General features: G+C 38.0%; 19 protein-coding genes. 6 read left to right on the forward strand and 13 right to left on the reverse strand.

From position 1 onward, the window contains the following. Positions 1-271 (forward strand): SAR2788 family putative toxin (locus ASU00_RS15825; protein WP_236712751.1); only part of this gene is annotated, 271 nt, incomplete at its 5' end. 857 nt (positions 272-1,128) lie between these two features. Beyond that, a complete protein-coding gene (gene yyaC / locus ASU00_RS15835; RefSeq protein WP_236712752.1) occupies positions 1,129-1,662 on the forward strand; it encodes a spore protease YyaC in 534 nt (177 codons plus the stop codon). Positions 1,663-1,711: 49 nt separating this feature from the next. Here yyaC and ASU00_RS15840 read toward each other — a convergent pair whose 3' ends face one another. Beyond that, the gene (locus tag ASU00_RS15840; protein ID WP_057914506.1) at positions 1,712-3,022 is read right to left on the reverse strand and encodes a CitMHS family transporter; all 1,311 of its coding nucleotides are present in this window, start codon (positions 3,020-3,022) and stop codon (positions 1,712-1,714) included. 491 nt (positions 3,023-3,513) lie between these two features. Beyond that, positions 3,514-4,377: a LysR family transcriptional regulator gene (locus ASU00_RS15845; RefSeq protein WP_057914447.1), complete on the reverse strand. Its 864-nt coding sequence runs from the start codon at positions 4,375-4,377 to the stop codon at positions 3,514-3,516. A 146-nt stretch (positions 4,378-4,523) separates the two neighbouring features. Here ASU00_RS15845 and ASU00_RS15850 point away from each other — a divergent pair, with 146 nt between their 5' ends. Continuing rightward, positions 4,524-5,651 carry a 2-methylaconitate cis-trans isomerase PrpF family protein gene (locus ASU00_RS15850; protein ID WP_057914448.1) on the forward strand — a complete coding sequence of 376 codons (1,128 nt, stop codon included), beginning with the start codon at positions 4,524-4,526 and terminating at the stop codon, positions 5,649-5,651. Positions 5,652-5,690: 39 nt separating this feature from the next. Continuing rightward, complete coding sequence (locus tag ASU00_RS25810; RefSeq protein ID WP_169792917.1) at positions 5,691-5,840, forward strand: hypothetical protein; 150 nt, start codon at positions 5,691-5,693, stop codon at positions 5,838-5,840. A 105-nt stretch (positions 5,841-5,945) separates the two neighbouring features. On the opposite strand, the gene gnd is transcribed toward ASU00_RS25810, so the two are convergent. The 10 genes from gnd to ASU00_RS15900 all read right to left on the reverse strand — a co-directional run bounded on the left by gnd (position 5,946) and on the right by ASU00_RS15900 (position 15,451). Then, on the reverse strand, positions 5,946-7,349 hold the full coding sequence (gene gnd / locus ASU00_RS15855; RefSeq protein WP_057914449.1) for a decarboxylating NADP(+)-dependent phosphogluconate dehydrogenase: 1,404 nt from the start codon (positions 7,347-7,349) through the stop codon (positions 5,946-5,948). Between the two features lie 76 nt (positions 7,350-7,425). Further along, the gene (locus tag ASU00_RS15860; RefSeq protein ID WP_057914450.1) at positions 7,426-8,772 is read right to left on the reverse strand and encodes a GntP family permease; all 1,347 of its coding nucleotides are present in this window, start codon (positions 8,770-8,772) and stop codon (positions 7,426-7,428) included. Between the two features lie 18 nt (positions 8,773-8,790). Beyond that, positions 8,791-10,335: a gluconokinase gene (gntK, locus tag ASU00_RS15865; protein WP_057914451.1), complete on the reverse strand. Its 1,545-nt coding sequence runs from the start codon at positions 10,333-10,335 to the stop codon at positions 8,791-8,793. Continuing rightward, complete coding sequence (locus ASU00_RS15870; protein WP_057914452.1) at positions 10,328-11,059, reverse strand: GntR family transcriptional regulator; 732 nt, start codon at positions 11,057-11,059, stop codon at positions 10,328-10,330. Before ASU00_RS15870 ends, gntK begins: the two co-directional genes overlap by 8 nt. A gap of 858 nt (positions 11,060-11,917) precedes the next feature. Then, positions 11,918-12,472: a hypothetical protein gene (locus ASU00_RS15875; protein WP_057914453.1), complete on the reverse strand. Its 555-nt coding sequence runs from the start codon at positions 12,470-12,472 to the stop codon at positions 11,918-11,920. A gap of 166 nt (positions 12,473-12,638) precedes the next feature. Beyond that, positions 12,639-12,854, reverse strand: a complete 216-nt coding sequence (locus ASU00_RS15880; protein ID WP_057914454.1) for a DUF1878 family protein — start codon at positions 12,852-12,854, stop codon at positions 12,639-12,641. Positions 12,855-12,988: 134 nt separating this feature from the next. After that, complete coding sequence (locus ASU00_RS15885; protein WP_057914455.1) at positions 12,989-13,204, reverse strand: hypothetical protein; 216 nt, start codon at positions 13,202-13,204, stop codon at positions 12,989-12,991. 421 nt (positions 13,205-13,625) lie between these two features. Beyond that, positions 13,626-13,973 (reverse strand): VOC family protein, encoded by a 348-nt coding sequence (locus ASU00_RS15890; RefSeq protein ID WP_057914456.1) that lies wholly within the window; start codon positions 13,971-13,973, stop codon positions 13,626-13,628. Positions 13,974-14,041: 68 nt separating this feature from the next. Then, complete coding sequence (locus ASU00_RS15895) at positions 14,042-14,326, reverse strand: hypothetical protein (protein WP_057914457.1); 285 nt, start codon at positions 14,324-14,326, stop codon at positions 14,042-14,044. Between the two features lie 639 nt (positions 14,327-14,965). Further along, positions 14,966-15,451 carry a helix-turn-helix transcriptional regulator gene (locus tag ASU00_RS15900; protein WP_057914458.1) on the reverse strand — a complete coding sequence of 162 codons (486 nt, stop codon included), beginning with the start codon at positions 15,449-15,451 and terminating at the stop codon, positions 14,966-14,968. A 294-nt stretch (positions 15,452-15,745) separates the two neighbouring features. Here ASU00_RS15900 and ASU00_RS15905 point away from each other — a divergent pair, with 294 nt between their 5' ends. Together ASU00_RS15905 and ASU00_RS15910 are read left to right on the forward strand one after the other, a co-directional pair. Then, positions 15,746-16,363, forward strand: coding sequence for an HAD family hydrolase (locus ASU00_RS15905; RefSeq protein WP_057914459.1), 618 nt, complete (start codon positions 15,746-15,748; stop codon positions 16,361-16,363). A 551-nt stretch (positions 16,364-16,914) separates the two neighbouring features. Beyond that, positions 16,915-17,346, forward strand: coding sequence for a VOC family protein (locus ASU00_RS15910; RefSeq protein ID WP_057914460.1), 432 nt, complete (start codon positions 16,915-16,917; stop codon positions 17,344-17,346). Between the two features lie 163 nt (positions 17,347-17,509). Here ASU00_RS15910 and ASU00_RS15915 read toward each other — a convergent pair whose 3' ends face one another. Continuing rightward, positions 17,510-20,239 carry an ATP-binding protein gene (locus tag ASU00_RS15915; protein WP_057914461.1) on the reverse strand — a complete coding sequence of 910 codons (2,730 nt, stop codon included), beginning with the start codon at positions 20,237-20,239 and terminating at the stop codon, positions 17,510-17,512. Positions 20,240-20,871 lie beyond the last annotated feature (632 nt).

Consider the following 20,871-nt stretch of genomic DNA (forward strand, 5'->3'; position numbering starts at 1 on the left):
TGAGGAAACGTATACGATTTCAGTTGATACTACATTAAAAGACAGCTATGGAAATGATCTAGAAAAAACTTTTAATATAACAATTTTAGAGATTTATGATGATGAGAACTTTAAAGCATTATTTATTGATCAAGAAACTGGAGAAGAGTATATATATGATACTACAGAATTAAAAGCTGCTGTATGGCCATTAGTCGGTGTAGTCGTTCTATTTATTGCTAAGCAAGGGTTAAAGAAAGCAATTACCAAATGGTGTTGGAGATGTATTTAAAAGAGACGATAATTTAAGTGTTATATTTATATTAGAAAATATTTCTAATAATAAACATTATTCTTCGAAAGCAAACATTGGTAAAATTATCAAGATAAAAAATTGGCATGAAACAGTTGTTAAAGATGATACTAGTCGTGAAGGTGTAGTGTACGCAAATATAAATGATATAAATCGTAATGATATTATCAAATATTGCACGAAGATTTACCAAGGTCACAATGAAGCTTATATTTCTTTTTATAATGATAAATCACTGTTTTATGTAAGTAGCGATGTTATTGATATTATTTCAAATGATATTGGGAAAATTGCGGATCTAAAACAAAAGTACTCTAAACAATTCAATAAATATTATGAAAATGAAGGCCTTTTCTAAATCCTGCCAAAATCTACTCTGTTATTGATGACTGAGTAGATTTTTTTCTCTACACCAATATTACTTAGTAATTCTGTAACAATGAATAAAAATAATGGTGGAGTGGTATACCTTTCAGGTACAGCATGCGCATTAACTGGTGATAGATATAAAGCAATTGAATCAAAAGGTTGCCCTTTCTATTAACTTCACCCCCTCGTTTTGAGGTGTGGGGTGATGCCGGGGGTGAATTGCGGTAGTAAGAGGGCAAACCCCTTCTAGCATGACTTAATTAGGAAGTACTGGCGGTTTGGCAGGTACATGTACAGGTTACACTTAGTTGGACAATAAAAAATCTCCCTTAGAATTAAGTACAAAGATCTATGATTATTTGTTCCTTAAGCATGCCTCTTTATTATATGCATACAATCTTCGTATAATAGATTAAATGGGAGTCAACGTTAGCCAAATTCAGAAGAAGAAGGAGCAGATTTGTTCTGTGGTATCAAAAGGCGAAGAAATAAACGGTTTAGCATTAAAAGTTAAAGAGATTATCCAATCTTCAGGATGTCAAAATGAAGATGTGATCTTTCTGTGTATTGGCTCAGACCGATCAGTTGGGGATTCATTAGGCCCTTTAGTCGGGACCATGCTTAAAGAACATTTGGTGCCCTATCGGGTTTATGGTACATTGGAAAATCCCGTCCATGCATTTAATTTAAAAGATACGTTGAAAGAAATAAAGAAACAATTCAAGAAACCACTTATTTTCAGTGTGGATGCTTGTTTAGGCGATCAAAACCAGGTCGGTTATGTTTACTTGAAGGATGGACCTCTTGTCCCAGGGAAAGCTTTAAAAAAAGTATTGCCGGAAGTAGGAGACTATCATATTACAGGAATGGTCAATTATATAGATCCGCTGCCAACCATGCAATTTTTGAATGACACGCGTCTATACACGGTTATGAACTTGGCAAAAACCATTGTAAATATCATTACTCAAGCTGTAGATGAGAATGCCGGCACTTATTAATATAATGAGGATAGCCCAAAAGTATTGGAATATCCCCCCTTATATTTATTTAAGTGATAGCCCCAGTCAATACAGCTATAATGATCATTACTAATGAGCAAAAAAGAGCCCATTTAAATGCGTACCTTTGAAGGTCGCCAATATCTGTTTTGACCATCCCCACTAGTAAAAGAGTGGAAGCCACAAGTGGACTTAAAAAATGGACAGGCTGTCCTAACACGGAAGCTCTCGCAATTTCTAGAGGACTTACCCCATAAGCAGCCCCTGCTTCCGCAAGAATGGGTAAAACACCAAAATAATAAGCGTCATTGGATAAAACGAATGTAAGTGGCATGCTAGTCAGGGCAACGACCGTCGGAAAGAAGGAGCCTAAAGATTCTGGAATGATTGCCACTAATGAATTGGCGACGGCGTCAACCATTTTTGTACCTGAGAAGATCCCTGAGAAAATACCAGCTGCAAATACCAATATGACAACGGTAATAGAGTTTCGTGCATGCGATGCCACCCTCTCCCTTTGCTGTTCCAAATTTGGATAGTTAATTGCGGCAGCAAGCACAAACCCAATTAGAAACAGAACCGGTGCCGGAATGATCCCCACTACAAGAACAGTCATGATAATAATCGTCAAAAGAAGATTGACCCATATTAATTTAGGACGTTTTATATCATCTTGTATGGCAGAAGCTACGGCAGCTTCACCAAAAGCTATCTTAAGATCAGGAGCAGCGTTAAAATGGACAACCCCTAGCATCTTGCGCTCTTTTTTCCCAAGTACATAGGCAGTGTATAGTATAGACCCCATTCCTGCGATCAGTGTTGGAATGATTGGGACAAAGAACTCATTTGCATCCAGGCCTAAAGAAGCTATCGCTCTTGTAGAAGGTCCTCCCCAAGGCGTCATACCACTCATAATACTGACAGAAAGCATGGATATTGTGGCAAGCGTTAGTGGATTCATTCCAAGACGCAAGTAAAGAGGCAACATAGCAGAAATTGTAATCATATGAGTTGTGGTTCCATCCCCATCTAAAGCAACGGTCATAGCTATCAATGCTGTTCCAATCGCTATTTTGACAGGATCCCCTTTTACGATTTTTAACATCGTTTTAATAAGTGGATCAAATAGTCCAGCGTCAATCAGAATACCAAAAAACAAAATAGCGAACAACAGCAAAGCCGCTGAAGGTGCGACAACCTTTATTCCATCTAGCATCATATCCCCTAGTTTTGAACTAAAGCCCCCAATGATGGCAAAAACCACCGGGACTATCGTCAAGGCTGTTACTGGAGACAAACGCTTGGACATAATGAGGTATGTAAATATAACGACCATTGATATTCCTAGTACAGTAAGAATTTTAATCCCCCCTATAAAGTAATCGCTTACAAGATATGAAAAAGGATAGTCGGAAGATTTCATTCCCAACTATCCATGTTATTTTTAAAGAATATTACAAATTTTATAATAAGTATAATATAAGTTTTTTTATATTTATCTAAAAAAAAACTTATAATCCAACTTCTAAACAAAGACTAACGTAAGATGATCGGACAAATACATTCTGATCATGGTAGTGTCTATACATCTAATGATCAACCAATAACATAGGAAAATTTTTTGTAAGCAGTATGTTTAGACGAGAAAATCTGTTGGGGGTTCCATGGCAGTCTTAAGACGAAGTTCCCTAAATGATTGGAAAGCTGTATTGAACCCAATAAACTATCAACGAGTACAAAAAAATTAGACTACCATAGCCCCACTGATTCTGGGAATAAGCTAGCCTAATCATGATTTCTTATATGTACTCAAGCTGCTAAGTCCGTTCCGAATCCTGTCGTGTTTTCTCTTTAAAGGTTGGCATTTTCATTTAAGAAATCAATAAAGTTTTTAACGGACGATAACTTTAATGATTCCTCGTTATATATTAACCATGTATTCCTTAACACAGGTTCTCCATTTTTGTAGGATAATCCGTATGTATGCAGGTTATCTGATGGCTGCAAACATATTTCCGGTAAAATGGAAACACCAAGATCATTTTTGACCATTTCTTTGCATGTCTCCTGCCGATCTGTTTCCATCGTCACGAATGGTGGCTCTGCAAATCTATCATGCCACCAACCATTTATTAAGTTTTTTAAAGAACTATCCGTTTTATAATTTATGAATGGAATCTCAGGCAAATTATCCAAGTCCACCTCTTTCTTCGAAATTAAACAAAGCCTTTCTTTATGCAGTAGTGATTTAATTCCATACCATTCATAATTGCCGCGCAAAATCCCTAATTGAACACTAGAGGAATTTAGAAGATTCATGATATCGGCACTCCAGCCTGTATTCACATTAAATTGCACATGAGGGTATTCGGTTGAAAACTTTTTCAATATTTTAGGAAGCTTGTATTGAGCAAAGTTGCTAGAAACGCCGAGCCGTAGTGTGCCTCTTACCTCATTTTGCATATTCAACATATAATCTTTCGTTTTTTGAAGCTTTTTAACCATTTCTTCCGCATAACCTGCTAAATGTATGCCTTCAGAAGTAAACTCAATACCACCTTTGATTTTAAAAAATATACTCGTCCCAAACTCTTTTTCTAAATTTTTCAGTCGATATGTTAACGCCGGCTGCGAAATATATAACCTCTCTGCCGCACGGCTAATGTTTCTTTCCTCGTATAGCACCTTAATCGCAATCCAGTCCTTTTCATCCATTCCCACCATCTCCACACATATAGATTATAAGTTTTTTTATCGTTTTTCTTAAAAAAATATGTATTTTACTTATGATTGAACATATCATACTATAACTTCAAAGGAATCGGTAGTAGGAACTAAATAATATAAAGGTGGTTAATGCAATGAAAGTGCCAGTAGTTGTGATGCGCGGAGGAACAAGTAAAGGTATTTTTTTCAATTATGAACATATGCCTTCCAATCGCTCACACTGGGAAGACTTCTTACTTGATGTGATGGGTAGCCCGGACAGAAGACAGATTGATGGTCTTGGAGGAGCGAATTCATTGACAAGTAAAGCGGCGATTATCAAAAAATCAGCTTCACCAGAATTCGATGTGGAATATACATTTGCGCAAATCAGCATCGATAATCAAATGGTGGATTTCAAGGGGAATTGCGGAAACATATCATCTGCTGTAGGACCTTACGCCATAGAGCGAGGTCTAGTCACTGCAATAGAACCTATTACAACGGTGAGAATTTTTAACGTGAATACACAAAAATTGATCATTGCAGAAGTTGAGGTTGAAAATGGACAAGTGAAAACAGAAGGCCGCTGCTCAATTCCTGGCGTACCTGGTAAAGGATCACCTATCTATCTTTCGTTTACCCGTGCAGAGGGAGCCGTTACAGGAAAACTTTTCCCAACAGGAAATCCGATTGACATGATTAACACGCAAGATCGCTTAATTCAAGTTTCAATTATTGATGTTGCCAATCCACTCGTTTTTGTAAGAGCACAGGATATTGGTCTAAGCGGAAACGAATTACCCGCTGATTATTCACAAGAAAAATTAAATGAACTGGAAGAAATCCGGTCAATCGCAGCTGAATTATGCCAATTTTCCGATAAGAAATCAGCTACTGTTAAGTCTCCTGCTGTACCTAAAATGAGCCTAATTGCCCCTCCCATGGATTACGTCGATCTAAGCGGAGCCAAAAGAAAAGCGTCAGAGATGGATTTGATGATCCGAATGATGTCCATGCAAAAACCCCACCAAGCGCTTGCCATTACAGGAGCCATCTGTGCAACTGCTGGTGCTTATTTACAGGAAACGATTTTATCTGAGATGGTGAGCATTAAAGGTGAAATATTTCGATTAGCCCACCCTGCAGGAATTATGGAATCAAAGGTTGATTTTTTGGCAGGACACATCCGTGCCATTAAAGTGGTCCGTACAGCAAGAACCATTTTGGAGGGGTGCGTGTACACGAAAGGGAATTACGAACTTTCCCATCAATTAGCTTAATTGAAATTAGCCATTATATATTAGTTGGAGGCACTTCAAATGTGGGTTATTACTGTCTTTTTAAAAGAAAATATTAAAATTTTCGAATTTGACTCGGAAAAAGAAGCGATAGAAAAATACAACAATATTAATGACCATAAAATTCTTTCCGAAATTGTTTACTTCAATGATCCTTGTTTTGTATCGTGAGGTTTTCTAAGATTGAAAAACAATAGACTAATACGAATTAATTAAACAAAAGCAGAAATATACAAAGCCATCGAATTGGCTAAGTATATTCCTGCTCTGAATTCATCACTGCCAGTCTGTGTGAAAGACTCCTGCCAAATCACGACGTTCATAGGTATGTGCACCAAAGTAATCACGTTGTGCCTGCAAGATGTTTGCATTTGAGATGCCTTTTCGGTAACTATCGTAAAAATTGAGTGAAGAGCTTAAACAAGGGAACGAGATACCGGATGTTATCCCCTCACAGACAACCTTTCGCAATCCTGCCTGATAGTCGGTAACCTTTTCGGCAAAGTAAGGTGAGATTAATAAATTCGCCAGATTAGGCTGCTCTTGATAGGCTTCACTGATGACATTTAAAAATTCGGCACGGATGATGCAGCCGCCGCGGAAAATCAGCGCAATATCCTTCAAAGGCAAATCCCAGCCGTTAAGTTCAGAAGACATTTTATATTGCGTGAAGCCTTGCGCGTATGCACAAACCTTCCCCATATATAATGCCTGCCTAATATAATCAATCCACTCATTTTTATCTAGTTTTTGCTGAACGGTCTTAGGGCCTGTAAGAATTTTTTCGGCATTCACCCGTTCCTCTTTTAGAGCGGATATGTAACGCGCAAACAAAGCTTCTGTAATAATCGAAGCAGGGATTCCATTATCGATGGCCTGCATGCTCGTCCATTTACCCGTTCCCTTTTGTCCCGCTTTATCAAGAATCACATCGATCAAGGGTAGGCCCGTTACTTCATCTTTTTTCCTTAAAATTTCGGCTGTTATTTCGATTAAATAACTTTTCAGTTCGCCTTGGTTCCATGTTTCAAAGATATCCGCAATTTCATTCACTTCCAAATGCAGCTTTTCCCTTAAAAACGTGTAAGCTTCGGCAATTAATTGCATGTCTGCATACTCGATCCCGTTATGCACCATTTTCACAAAATGACCCGATCCCTTTGGACCGATATAGGTACAGCAAGGGTCATTATTTACTTTGGCCGAGATTTTCGTCAGAATCGGAGCTACTTTTTCATAGGCGTCTTTATCTCCACCTGGCATGATTGAAGGTCCCTTTAATGCCCCGACTTCCCCACCAGAAACACCAATACCTAAATAACTGATTCCTTTAGCTTTCAGTTCATCATATCTGCGTTCAGTATCTACATAATGGGAGTTACCGCCGTCCATGATAATATCGCCTGTTTCAAGATGAGGAAGCAAGGAATGAATTACCGAGTCGATTGCTTTACCCGCCGTCACCATTAGAAAAACCTTTCTTGGAGCTTCCAATGACTGCACAAAGTCCTCGATTTCGTAATACGGCTTCAGTGACTGATTGTCCAACTTAGCAACAAGCTGATCCGTTAAATCTCTTGTGTAGTTATAGACGGCTACTTGTTCCCCTTTACTAGCCATATTTAAGGCGATATTGCTGCCCATTACCCCTAAACCAATTACACCGATTGAATTGAACATTATTTCTTCTCCTTTAGTTATGAATAATAGGCAGTAAATCCCCCTATAAGTGGCGAATTTACTGCCGGTAAAGAACCTACACGAATAAGCTGGTCAATAGAATCATTCCTAATCCAGCTACTGAAATGATCGTTTCAAGCAAGGTCCAAGTTGCAAACGTTTCTTTCATGCTTAAACCAAAATACTCTTTAAACATCCAGAAACCGGCATCGTTAACGTGTGAAGCAATTAGACTTCCCGCTCCTGTCGCAAGAACGACTAGAGCAAGGTTAACATCGGATTGACCTAACATTGGAATAACTAAGCCCGCTGTCGTTAAGGCCGACACGGTGGCAGACCCCAAGGATATGCGGAGGATTGCCGCGATGATCCAGGCAAGCAAGATGGGTGATAATGATGTCCCTTTGAATAGTTCAGCTACATAATCACCTACACCACCGTCGATCAATACTTGTTTGAAGGCTCCGCCGCCCCCGATGATCAAAAGCATCATTCCGATATGCAAGATGGCATTTGTACAGGAGTCCATAATATTTTTCATTGGAATCTTTCTTGCCAATCCCATAGAATATACCGCAAATAATAAAGAAAGCAACATGGAAGTACCAGCTTCGCCAATAAAACGGATCGCTGCTAATAAACCATTATCTTCAAAGCCGATTGTTTTCTGCATTAGTGTGATAATCGTAGCAATGGACATTAAAATAACCGGAAGTAAAGCGGTAAATACACTGATCCCGAATCCAGGTGTGTCTTCCAGTTTAAATGATTTTTGTTCTCCTAAAGATGCGATGCTGCCCGTTTTCGTAAATGATTCAGGTACTAATCGTTTAGCTATCTTCGTAAATACCGGTCCAGCTAAAATAACGGTCGGAACCGCAACAATGAAGCCAAAAAGTAAAACCTGACCTAGATCCGCACCATATTCACCGGCAATAACGGTCGGTCCTGGGTGCGGCGGTAAGAAACCGTGTGTTACGGATAACGCTGCTACCATCGGAATGCCCAGATACAATATTGAAACTTTCAGTTCTCTTGAAATGGCAAATACGATCGGTATTAATAATACTAATCCTACTTCAAAAAATAAAGCAATACCGATTATAAAGGAAGCAGCCACAACTGCCCATTGAATATTCTTTTCACCGAATTTGTTAACAAGGGTCATGGCAATGCGCTGCGCGCCGCCTGAATCTGCAATTAGCTTACCTAACATCGCCCCAAGTCCAAAGATTAACGCTAAGTGACCAAGTGTTCCGCCTAATCCTGCTTCAATAGTCTTTACAATTTCATCAAGCGGCATTCCCAGTGCTAAAGCTACTCCAAACGATACAACGATCAAGGAAATAAAGGTGTTTAATTTCAAGCCCATTATTAAAATTAATAAAGCGACAATTCCTAAAGCGACAATAACTAACGGCATTGTAACTCCCCCATGTGTTTACTTTGAAGCACTTATTAAGCTTCTTTGATAATTCGCAATCTGTGTATATTCGTTTTCCAATACTCTGGATAGGTTTATGAATATCGGCAGTATTTGCCTATATTCCTTTACAGAATCATCCTTCGGTGTGTGCTTGTGGGTATTGCCAATCATGTCAGAAACTACTTCAAAGGAATCGATATCCCCAGAAGCGTATAATCCCAATATACAAGCACCAAGGCACGAACTTTCGTAGCTTTCTGGAACGACGACTTCCGATTCAAAAATATCGGACATCATTTGCCGCCAAACAACCGACCTTGCAAAGCCTCCGGTAGCTTGAATTCGGGTCACTGGACCGTCCATACATTCCGTTAAGGCTAAAAATACTGTGTATAAATTGTAAATGACTCCTTCAAGAGCCGCTCGAATCATATGTTCTTTCTTATGCGACAATGTTAATCCGAAAAATGACCCCCGTACATCTGGATTCCATAATGGTGCACGTTCACCGGCAAGATAAGGATGAAAGATCAACCCATCGGCGCCTGGTCTTACCCGTTCGGCAATTTTGGTTAACACTTCATAAGGATCGATTCCTAGTCTATTGGCTGTTTCCACCTCGGATGAAGCAAATTCATCACGAATCCAGCGAAGGACCATTCCCCCATTGTTTACCGGCCCGCCAATCACCCAATGCTTTTCCGTTAAGGCATAACAAAAGATTCTTCCTTTTTCGTCTGTTTTCGGCTCGTCAATAATCGTCCGAATGGCACCGCTCGTCCCAATCGTGACAGCAATTTCACCTTTTCGGATAGCGTTTACACCCAGATTGGACAGAACACCATCACTTGCCCCAATCACAAAAGCGGTTTTCGGATCAATCCCGAGCTGTTTCGCTATATCCTCATTACAGTTGTTGAAGATTTTTGTTGTTGGTACGAGCTCGGATAATTGACCGCTCGTTATTCCTGCAATTCCGAGGGCTTCCTCATCCCAATCCAAGCTTTTGAGATTCATCATGCCCATCGATGAAGCAAGGGAATGATCGACAACATATTGATCAAACAGCCTTTTAAAGATATATTCCTTAATTCCGATATACTTTTTAACATGCGCTGCGATTTCCGGACGATCGTTCACGATCCAAGTGATTTTTGATAATGGTGACATCGGGTGAATTGGTGTCCCTGTCCGTTTGTACACTTCATGCCCATTCAATTCAGCTTTTATTTTATGGGCCCAAGCTTCACTCCGGTTATCCGCCCAAGTGATGCAAGGGGTTAGCGGCTGGCCATTTTCATCCATCGCAATCACACTATGCATCGCACTGCTAAAGGATAGGAATGATGGTTTTTTATCTGCATGCTGCTTCGTTATAGTTGAAACGGCTTTCAAAACAGCCTGAAAAATCTCCTCAGGGTCTTGCTCTGCTGTAGTCATATCCGGCGTGTAAAGAGGATAACCAATATTCGCTTGTCCAATGACATCGCCTTTTTTCGTAAATAATACAGCTTTTGTACTGGTTGTACCGATATCCACACCTAACATATAGCTAGTCATTTTCTTGTCCAACCCCTTTTGAAAGCATCTGTTGAGACATCCACAAGACTTCAACTTCCTCTTGAACATCATCAAAATTCACATGCAACGACTTAATCATTAGTTCACGATCTTTTGTTTGGATCGCATCGATATAAAGTTGATGATTATGCAAGACCCGGGTAAAGTCTTCATATTTTTCCTTAATGCGATTATGCATGGATAGAAGAATCAAACTTTCCATCACAGGCTTCAAATTATCCCAGATCATCAGGATATAGGAATGATTGATCGACCGAATGATCGTTTCATGGAACAAGACATCCTGATAGGAAAACTCATCAGCATCTCGGTATTTTATCGAAACTTTCATCATTTCTAAAATTTTACTAAGCTCCATCACCAATTCATTCGTAGGCACCTTCACTAGACGTTCAAACACAAACGTCTCGATGAGTATCCGGACATCATAAATTTCCGCATATTTTTTTTCGGTCAGCCCAATTACAACCGCACCCATTCTTTCCAATCGAATGATATTTTCAGCTGCCAATATTTTTAACGCTTCACGGACGGGCGAGCGGCTGACGCCGAAATCCGCAGCTAATTTATTTTCAGACAAGATGGTACCGCTTTCAATCATGCCCGAAATAATACGCATCCTAAGCTCCGATGCTACCCGATCGCCAGCAGAAGCCTTTGAAAGCCATTTTACTGGATAAAGAAATTCCTTCGATCCTTCCATACATTCACCTTCTTATAGAGTTCAAGTACACTTGTATACAAGTATTATAATCCAAATCCAAAATAATGCAAGCGCTCTATTTCTTGCTCCAATTCGATTTGCTTTGTACTATGTCAAAGCTTGAAGCGAGTTTAGACGTTTGCGTTCAGGAATTGAGCAAAAAATCTTCAAGCAATTTTACTTCATCTTTCTCATAGGCATAGTAAGAATGAAACGCAAAAAAACGCTCCCGCTTATTGAACTGTGCCCCATTTTACGGACAATATAAAAAAGTGCCTAAACGGCTGATAAGTGGTCCTGAACAATATCCCGGATAACGAACACATTTATTAAAAACGTCGCGAATCCTGCGATTTATCACGATTCTGGGCCATTTATCTACGAATTCAGTGATTTATCTGCGATTCTAAGCCATTTATCTACGAATTAGGTGATTTATCGATTTTTCGACAAAAAAGGACCCGGCAAGCAGGTCCCCGTCATAAATCTACGATTCTGGGCATTTTTTCTTCTAATCGGGACCTTTTATCTGCGAATTCTGCGATAGGTGTGAAGATTATGGCCGGAGGATTTCTGGAGTTAGATTCTTTGAGAATGAAAAGCGCGATACAGAGTTTGTGAAAAAATGCCGTCCGAATGGTTATTTGACTTAAATTCGATCAACTCTCCTTAGGTTATCTATAACTTAAACTCATACAGATTATCTGCTTTCTAGATGCCAAATATATTCAAAGTCAACCTTTCGATCCCACTCACTTCTATACCGATTTTTGACGTGGAAAATGTGTGTACACCCGTAAATTGCATCAAATATATAAAATCAACATAGCCTATTTATAAACGTTGGAGTCTTCGTTCTTAAAGTCCACCATCTAAACCGTCAATTTTCACTCCTCTACTCCAATCTCGATCGATTTTCAATTCATTATTTGTCGTCGAAATGGTTACTTCTCCTTCTTTTTCATAAATTTTTGAGGAGTTCTGGTCATAAACTTTAAATTTCGTTGTATATAAATAATCTATTGTGCCATCATCATTTTTGCTTTGTTCTTCAAGTTTCACATCTTCTACTTCAATATTTTTATTAAGTTGTTTGGATACCATTTCTGGTAATTGAAATTTACGGTTTGCGATTTCTGCATCAAATTGTTCTTCTGTTAAATATGCTTTAATATTTCCGGCAATTTCAGCAAAAGTTGGGGGATTGGATGGATCTTTAATGGTATATAGTTCTCTACTATAATCTTTGAATAATTTTTCTGCCTCTTCTACATTGACCACATTTTCCTCTTTAACTGGTTTCCCCTCTTTTTCCTCCCCGTTTTCATTGACCACATCCTTGTTACAAGCAACTAAACTAAAAAACAATACAAATAAAAACAATAAACTAAGAATTTTCCTTATGATAGCCACCTCATTTCCTTCAATTTAGGTCTGCGGAAATAACACTATATATTGATGCTTGTAGAGATTATCATACTTTAATGTTCCAACAGGAATTTACATAAATCAATTAGATAAATAGCGTTCCATTAATATTTTCATGTGACAATGCCTTTTCAAAGGTATCCATGGACACTTAAGGATGATCTCCTAATAATGATTCAATGACTGCTTCATATTTACCTTTTTCGTATGAACCTTCATTTTTATCTTCTAAAGCGTGAAGTATATCAAAAATTACCTTTGAATCTTTTTTACTTAGATCATTATCCAAAATGAAATGAAAAAAAGTATATTGTTCAGGATGTTTATCCAAAGCAATTGTAAGTAATAACTTTTGATGATAATCCATCTTTTAAATCATCCATTAAATTCAACTCCTCCCCCCCTGAATGTATATAAATAATGGATTCCTAGGAGGGTGTTTTCCTATCGGCAAAAGATTATGTTACGCATGCTGCACGAAATTACAACTAAACATTAAGTTTATTCAGTCCTCTTTCCTTGATTGACAACCTTAATTAACTCTTCAATCTTTTCATTTCGTTCTTGGTCTGATTTTGTTTTTGCATTCATGAACTTAATTACTTTAATTACAAAATAAATTCCAAACACAGTAAGAACTAAATAAAAGATAATAGGTAAAAAAGTTAAAAGAATAACTACAGCCTCTGATGCAAACCATGTACCACCATTAAACATATTAACCCTCCCAAAAATATTCATTATACATTATCTTGTTCCTTTATCATGCCACATTAGTTGAGAAAAGGAAAAAAAATCCTTATAAAAACTTCGGTCCAATCACCATTGTTTAAGTTGAATGAAATCGTATATAAATTATTGATTACTTTCTTCTAGTTTTATTTTAAGTAACCATACAATCTGATCATCACTTATCATTTTCTTCACTTCATTTTCGTCTTGTAAATCGTATGTCCTTATGGAGTTTCCAGTGGATTCTCTATATGCACCTAATACATATGTATACCTAATTTTAATTCCAATTTATCTTCCCCTATGGCATAATTCCATCCACTAAACACACCATCAGAATGTATCTTGTCTATTTTCTGTGGGGTAGAAGCTGACTTAAAGACAGCTCCGATTTTCAGCTATAGGGTTATTTCTCCCAAAGCTCGATCAGTCGACCTTCGGGATCTTCAATCCAAATGAATTTCCCAAATTCACTAATCTCTTTTTTCTTTGCAAGAGGTACACCAATTTGATCAAGATGCTTAATAGTTTCGTTTAGATTATGTACTTGGAAATTTAACATCACTTGTTGTTCAGTCGGAAAATAACTGTCATTCTCGGTAAAGAAAGAAAAGATCGTCTCATTTCCCGATTGGGGTTTTATCACTGTCCCGTTCCAATTATCTATTTCAATCTTCAACACTTCACTGTACCATTTTTTTATAACTTCCAAATTTTCAGTTCTCCAAAATACCCCTCCAAAACCCTTTATCATCGTTTCAAACTCCTCTCTATCATTGGATTTATTTCTTTCAGACTACATTAGGTATTCGAGATTTACATTTATGTTCCTTTTTTAGTTATACTGACCCGCTTATTACATAAGGAAAAGGCTGCCACAGTAACCTCTCTTATTGTAAACTCGCCACAAATTGTAAGTTGAATAGGTTTTGTAAAATTAAAACAAATAGCTAGTAAGTAAATGATCACATGACCCACAGCCCAAATTCTAATCAAAAACATTAAGCAACCTTTTTCACTTCTTAAGAAAATAAGTGCTCCAAGAGCCATTATTACAGTGATGATATAAAATGGGCTATAAGTTAGCTGAGCCAATAAAGCAGTCATTTCCCCTCCAAAACTTCAGTTATTCTTTGGCTTTTCTTTTAAGGCACGTAAAAGTTATTGGTTGGGTTTTGTGTAAACGACAATCATTTGTGATATTTTGACTGAAGTAAGAATGGTCTTGAAAAAGACCTTACTATTAATTGGCCTACTAAAAAAACAACTGCAGCAAAGATTACTGCAACTTCTCTACCTACTGGCTTAAACCAACCAACGTCGTTAGGAATAAAATACATAGCCAAAAACATTGATAATAACCCCGTTATAACCTTAACTAAAATAACGTAACGAATTCTTATTTGACCAGATAAAAGCCCAATAATAATAACAAAAATTACAGTACCTAAATATAGAAAAGAAGCTTTTCACGCTTAATGTGCAGTTCATATTCATAATAGTGATACAAGAATGGAGCAGGTATTAAAGTAAGTATTAACCACGAGGTATTCATGTCGTCCTCCTTTGGATATGTATAATTAGAATAACCTTTCAGGAAACGCTAACCAACTCTACTTGAGTGTTAGTAAAAATAGTCACTTCACAAACTCATGCTTATTTTTCTGCTTTCTTTTTATACACTTCACTCTCGACCGTTTTTTGTACCATTTGACTTAAGAGATTATCAATACTGTAAATAAAGGCTTATTCTTCTATACCTTTTTCTATCTCGATGTTTTCCAACTCCTGTAATTCAAGTAAACGAATCAAACCCTCTTCTCTATTAAAAGAACTATGCCAGCGATAATCATATTGGTCCAATATACGGTAATGGTTACTAATCAAATTTTGTTGCAAACGAAAGTCTCCGCTACACTCGATTTCTTTCCACCAGATCTTACCGCCCATTGTTTTTTCTTTAGGCATACCACCATTATTACTAGCAATTAATTGAACAAAATCAACTGGATCGTCACCAATTGATGCTATCAACAATTGGCTATGATTAAACAAAGCACAAAATGCAACTACGGTCGTCCAACTTGCGTCAATTCTTCTTTTTTCAATTTGAACTAGCGTTTTTTTTGATATTCCTAGAATTTCAGACATCTTATCTTGAGAAAAACTTTGTTCTACACGAACAAGTTTCATTTTTTCTGATATTAAATAGATGAATTCTTCTTTTTCCATATATACTAATTACCCCTTTTTAGTGTAATTTTACACTAAAAGTATTATTTTTCAATAAAAAAACAAATAGAAAAGGATTTAAGCGATAATAACATCATGAAGAAAAACTTGTATCTACCTTGTCTTATACAATATTTCACCTTCCCATCTGCTTTAAGTAAACCTTTATATCCATATGCTTGAAATACTTGACTAACCCTTTTGCCAACATACCTTGTCTTGTGACTAAGTGATTAGTGTCAATTTTTTTGTGATACAATTACTTGAGATAAAACATCTAAAGGAGGATACTACATGTATAAAGCTATAATCTTTGACGTGGATGGAACCATTTTAGATACAGAAAAAGCAATATTAAAATCTTTACAAAAAATTTTACTACACGAACAAAACAAGGAATATCCTCTAGAGGAATTAAGGTTTGCTTTAGGTATACCTGGTAAAGAAACATTAAAAAGATTGCATATTTCTGACGTAGATCGTGTTCATCCAAATTGGTGTAAAGCAGTACTTGAGTTTTCCCATGAGGTTTCTCTATTTCATGGAATAGAAAGAGTTATCCATGATTTACATCGAAGTGAAATAAAAACAGGTATTGTCACCTCCAAAACCAAACAAGAACTTATCGATGAATTTGAACCGTTTAGTCTAAGTTCATTTTTTGAGCATACAATCTGTGCGAATGATACTGAAAAGCATAAGCCGCATCCAGAGCCACTTTTAACATGTTTAGAAAGACTTAACATTGATCCTGAAAATTCACTATATATAGGGGATTCTATATATGATATGCAATGTGCACAACAGGCCGGTGTGAAATTCGGTTTAGCGTTATGGGGTTCAAAAACAACAGAAGGATTTGAAGCAGATCATATCTTTAAAGAGCCGAAAGAGATTCTTGAAGTCATGTAATAAACGATATTTTTACACATTTTCATTTTAAGTTTCAGAAAACCAGCTAATGAGATTAGCTGGCTTTCCCTGTTTTAAAAGCAAGTGGTTGCTGTAAGTCTGCTTGGGCAAAAACTACATTTCATTCTGCCTTGCCATCCGGCTTTACAGGGAATGCATTCATTCACCAGTTCAATGCCGATAAAACGCAAATACGCTAATACTATTTCCCGAAATAAAAAGCCCTGAATTTTCTAAGCTATGTAGAAGATTCAGGGCCTTTTATGAAATGACTTATCTTATGTTGATCATACTTATGTGTATCGTCGATAATGAAAAAGACAATTAATCTATTTTCTGCTCTTGCCGCACGTACTTGGCTACTCTTTGCAGTAATATGTAAAGTTATTGATCAACGATTTTTTTTACTTTTGTGCAGCAATCGGGCCATTTAACCGAATAAGGATAGAAGGAACAGTTATCCATCAAGTGAAATAGTCCAGTTTCCCCAAGCTCTATTTTGATGTATCATGAATATGATGACCAAATTATTCCAAAGGAGTGGTTGTGTGATGTCAATTAGTTTGAACCCGTACTTGTTTTTTGACGGTAACACGAGAGAAGCGGTCCATTTTTACGAGAAAGCGCTTGGCGGGAAAGTGATGAGTATCATGACTTACGGAGATATGCCGGCTGACCCGGATCATCCGTTGACGGATGACATGAAGGATCGCGTTATGCATGCACACTTGAAAGTCGGCGAAGCCGATCTTATGTTCTCAGATACGTATGCAGGCATGCCTTATCAGTCAGGCAATTCGATCCAGATTGCCCTCCATCCTAAAGAAGAGGCAATGGCGAGAGAAATCTTCGCCGCTTTGGAAGACGGCGGACAAGTCGTTATTCCCCTTCATAAGACGGATTTTAGCCCCTTGTACGGGATGGTAAAGGACAAGTTCGGGGTTCATTTCAATGTGAATGTCCCAGGGGAGCAGCCGCAGTAATAACAAACAGTCTTCCGCTTCACCAACAAACAAAGCCTCCTGTCGCGAATGGACAGGAGGCTTACTCTATTTTTATCATTTGTATGTCCCTAATGGGTTGTAGTGCTTTTAATCCTGCGTCACATAGTTCATGCACTTGATTTTGCAAAATACCCGAAATCACTTACTTTGTCAACCAAACATGCATCACCGAAAACAGCTGTTCCAATTTCAATGGTTTGCTAATATAGTCTGAAGCACCTGATTCCAGGCATTTTTTCCGGTCATCTTTCATCGCCTTTGCAGTCAAGGAGATAATCGGAATGTCCGCTAACTCTTTTATGTCACGAATCCGCTTCATCGTTTCATAGCCATCCATCACAGGCATCATGATATCCATCAGAATGAGGTCGATACCTTTGTTATCCTCTAGAACATCCAGGCATTCCAGCCCATTATTCGCAATGAGGATCTTCATCCCTTTACTTTCAAGAGCCCTTCTTAATGCAAAAATATTACGGTTATCATCATCGGTGATCAAAACCGTCTTACCATAAAAAACATTATTTTCATCGGCCAATCCTTCATATGACTTGGTATGTTCCACTTCTGGAACTGCGGCTATTGCTGATTTAGACTGTTCAAGAGTTGCTGCTACTTCTGCCGATGCATCTAAAAATGTTTCACGAGAGATACTTTCTTCAGTAATACTCGGAATGAGAAGAGTGAACGTACTTCCTTTCCCTTCTTCACTATCAAGCTTGATTCTGCCTCCTAAAAGTTTTGCAAATTCATTGCTGATGGACAACCCTAGACCTGTACCGCCATATTTTCTACTCGTAGCTCCTTCTCCTTGTTGGAAAGCTTCAAAGATCAGGGCATGTGTTTCTTTTGGAATGCCAATTCCCGTATCCGTAACCGAAATCTCTAACCAATAATCGACACCCGCGTAGTTCACGTTCGTCTGCACTTTTTTGATTTGGACGGATACAGAACCCTTCTCTGTGAACTTGAAGGCATTCGAGAGCAGATTTTTAATGATTTGCTGGAAACGCTTCTCATCGGTTTGGAAAATGGTCGGCACGTCCGGGCTCATATTTATTTTAAAATCAAGGCCCTTCTGATTCGCAATATGTGAAAAATTCCTCTCTAAACTGGAAGGAAATTCACTTATATTCACTTCACTTAGCGTAAGCTCAAGCTTTCCAGCTTCAACTTTTGAAAGATCTAGAATATCATTGATCAAGTTTAACAAGTCTTGCCCAGATGAATGAATAACTCCAGCAAACTCTAATTCTTCTTCTGATAGAGAACTTGTGCTATTTTCAGTAAGCATCTCAGATAGGATGAGTATACTATTCAAAGGAGTGCGTAGTTCATGAGACATATTCGCAAGAAATTCCGATTTGTATTTAGAACTAATCGTAAGCTGTTTCGCCTTCTGTTCAAGATCTTTCTTTGCGATTTCAAGATCTCTTGACTTTTCTTCCGCTTCTTGTGAACGATTTTTTAGCTGCTCATTGATCATCTGTAATTCTTCTGACTGCATCTGCAGCTCCTCAGACTGACTTTGCATTTCTTCAGATTGTGCCTGAAGTTCTTCGGTCATCGCCTGAGATTCAGTTAATAATCGTGCAATCTCCATGCGATCGATGACACTATTGATGGTTAACCCGAATGTTTCAAGTACAGTATCTATAAATGCAATATGCTGTCCAGTAAATTCATTAAGGCTCGCAAGTTCAAATACGGCGATGACTTCATCTTCATGAATGATGGGAGCGATCAGAATACTTCTCGGCTTTGTTTCTCCTAATCCAGAAGAAATCAACTGATAGTCCACTTCCATTCCATTGATCACTTGTATCCGTTTTTCAAGTGCACATTGACCGATCAAGCCTTGTCCGAGGTTGAAACTCTCTCTTCCTGCATCGTCCAACGAATCTGCAAAGGAAGCCGTTTTTACGAACTTAGTCCCTTTCTCTTTTCCTTCTTTACTATAAAAAGCTCCGAATGATGAACCCGTTATTTTAGCGGCACCGGATAGAAATGTCTCCGCAAGGTTCTCCAATGAAGATATGCCTTGATTCTCACTTACGACTTTTGTAACACTCGTTTGCAGCCAGTCCCGTTCTTCAAATGAATTCAGAAGTTCGTTCGTCGCTTCTCCAAGATCTCGAATCTCATCGTTGGTCTTAACGTGAATCCGCCCGCTCAAGTCACTGCCGGTCGCCATCGCACGAATGCTTACCACAACCGCTCTTAACGTTTTGAGGATGGATCCAGAAATAATCATCGCTAGGACAACAGAGGCAATGATAACGAAGGCTAACATGCTAAAGAGACCAATTTTCAGCTGCTGGTTCTGATCGTTCAAACTCTCCGCACGTTGTTCCGTGAGCGCTTTCTCCTTATTTCGGAAGGTTTCAAATTGGATCAAGACGTTATCGATCTCTTCTTTTCCCCGTTCTTCTTTAAAAAATTCGCGAATACCCGCTGTATCGTTCTGCTCCTTAAGCTTAATGAACGGATCACCTGCGACCGCTACCCATCGCTTGATGTTCTCATTAATCAAATCAAGCTCGTTTTGCTGTTTCGGATTGTCGGATAGAAGCTCCCTAAGTGCATTGTAGTCTCTTCTCAATTGGGAACGCATCTCATTATACGGCTCTAAATAGCTCTGCTCTCCCGTAATGATATAAGCTCGCTGGCCCGATTCCAGCTTTAAAAGATCTTTTTCAATTCGGTTTGTAATATCTCTAACCGCGAAATCATGCTCGACGATAAAGTTTCTTTCCGTGTTCATCGTATTTAACTGTTTCGTTACAGCCCAAATAGACGCAATTAAACAAATGATTACGACAATATACCCAGTAATAATCTTCTGGCGTATCCCAAATCTATAATTATTCATCGATGCTTGCCTGCCTTTTTTTACAAGATAATTTCTTATAATTATAATATGTTCTGGAAGATATAGATAGAGCTTAAGCATGGTATATGTTTGATAGTCGGACAAGCTCTGCACTTATTCGAAGGGTCATTCATACACTTCAATTAGGCTTGGTGACAGGATTGTTGCTGTAGTTCGCAAAGTATAGCATTGACTTTGTATAACTCTTTCAAAAACGGTTAATTTATAACTTTATTGCACTAAAATCAATTCCGAACTTCCTCATCTCCCGGCACTATATGCGTGTCAATCTATGAAAACTGGATGTATGAAGTTGTCCTTTCAACAACAAAAAAAGCCTCCCACAGTAAACGGTGGGAGGCCTCAACTTTAAAGATGGCGAGCTCTCATGTATTAAGGGATTTAAGCGATGATTGCATCATGCCGCCCATAGATTGTACGGTTTTACATAATATTAAAATGCCATCTAACCCTAATATAAACACACTGAGGCACATTCGTTGTCCACAATCATATTCACTAAACAATATGCAAAAATTCTCCACTTTTTTTGGCACCTAGGATGTTTTTCTACTATGTTATATCAATATTTAGCGGCTAATTATTAATGAAAAAGAAAATGAATTATACAC

The organism is Peribacillus muralis, assembly GCF_001439925.1.
GTDB classification, from domain to species: Bacteria; Bacillota; Bacilli; order Bacillales; family DSM-1321; genus Peribacillus; species Peribacillus muralis.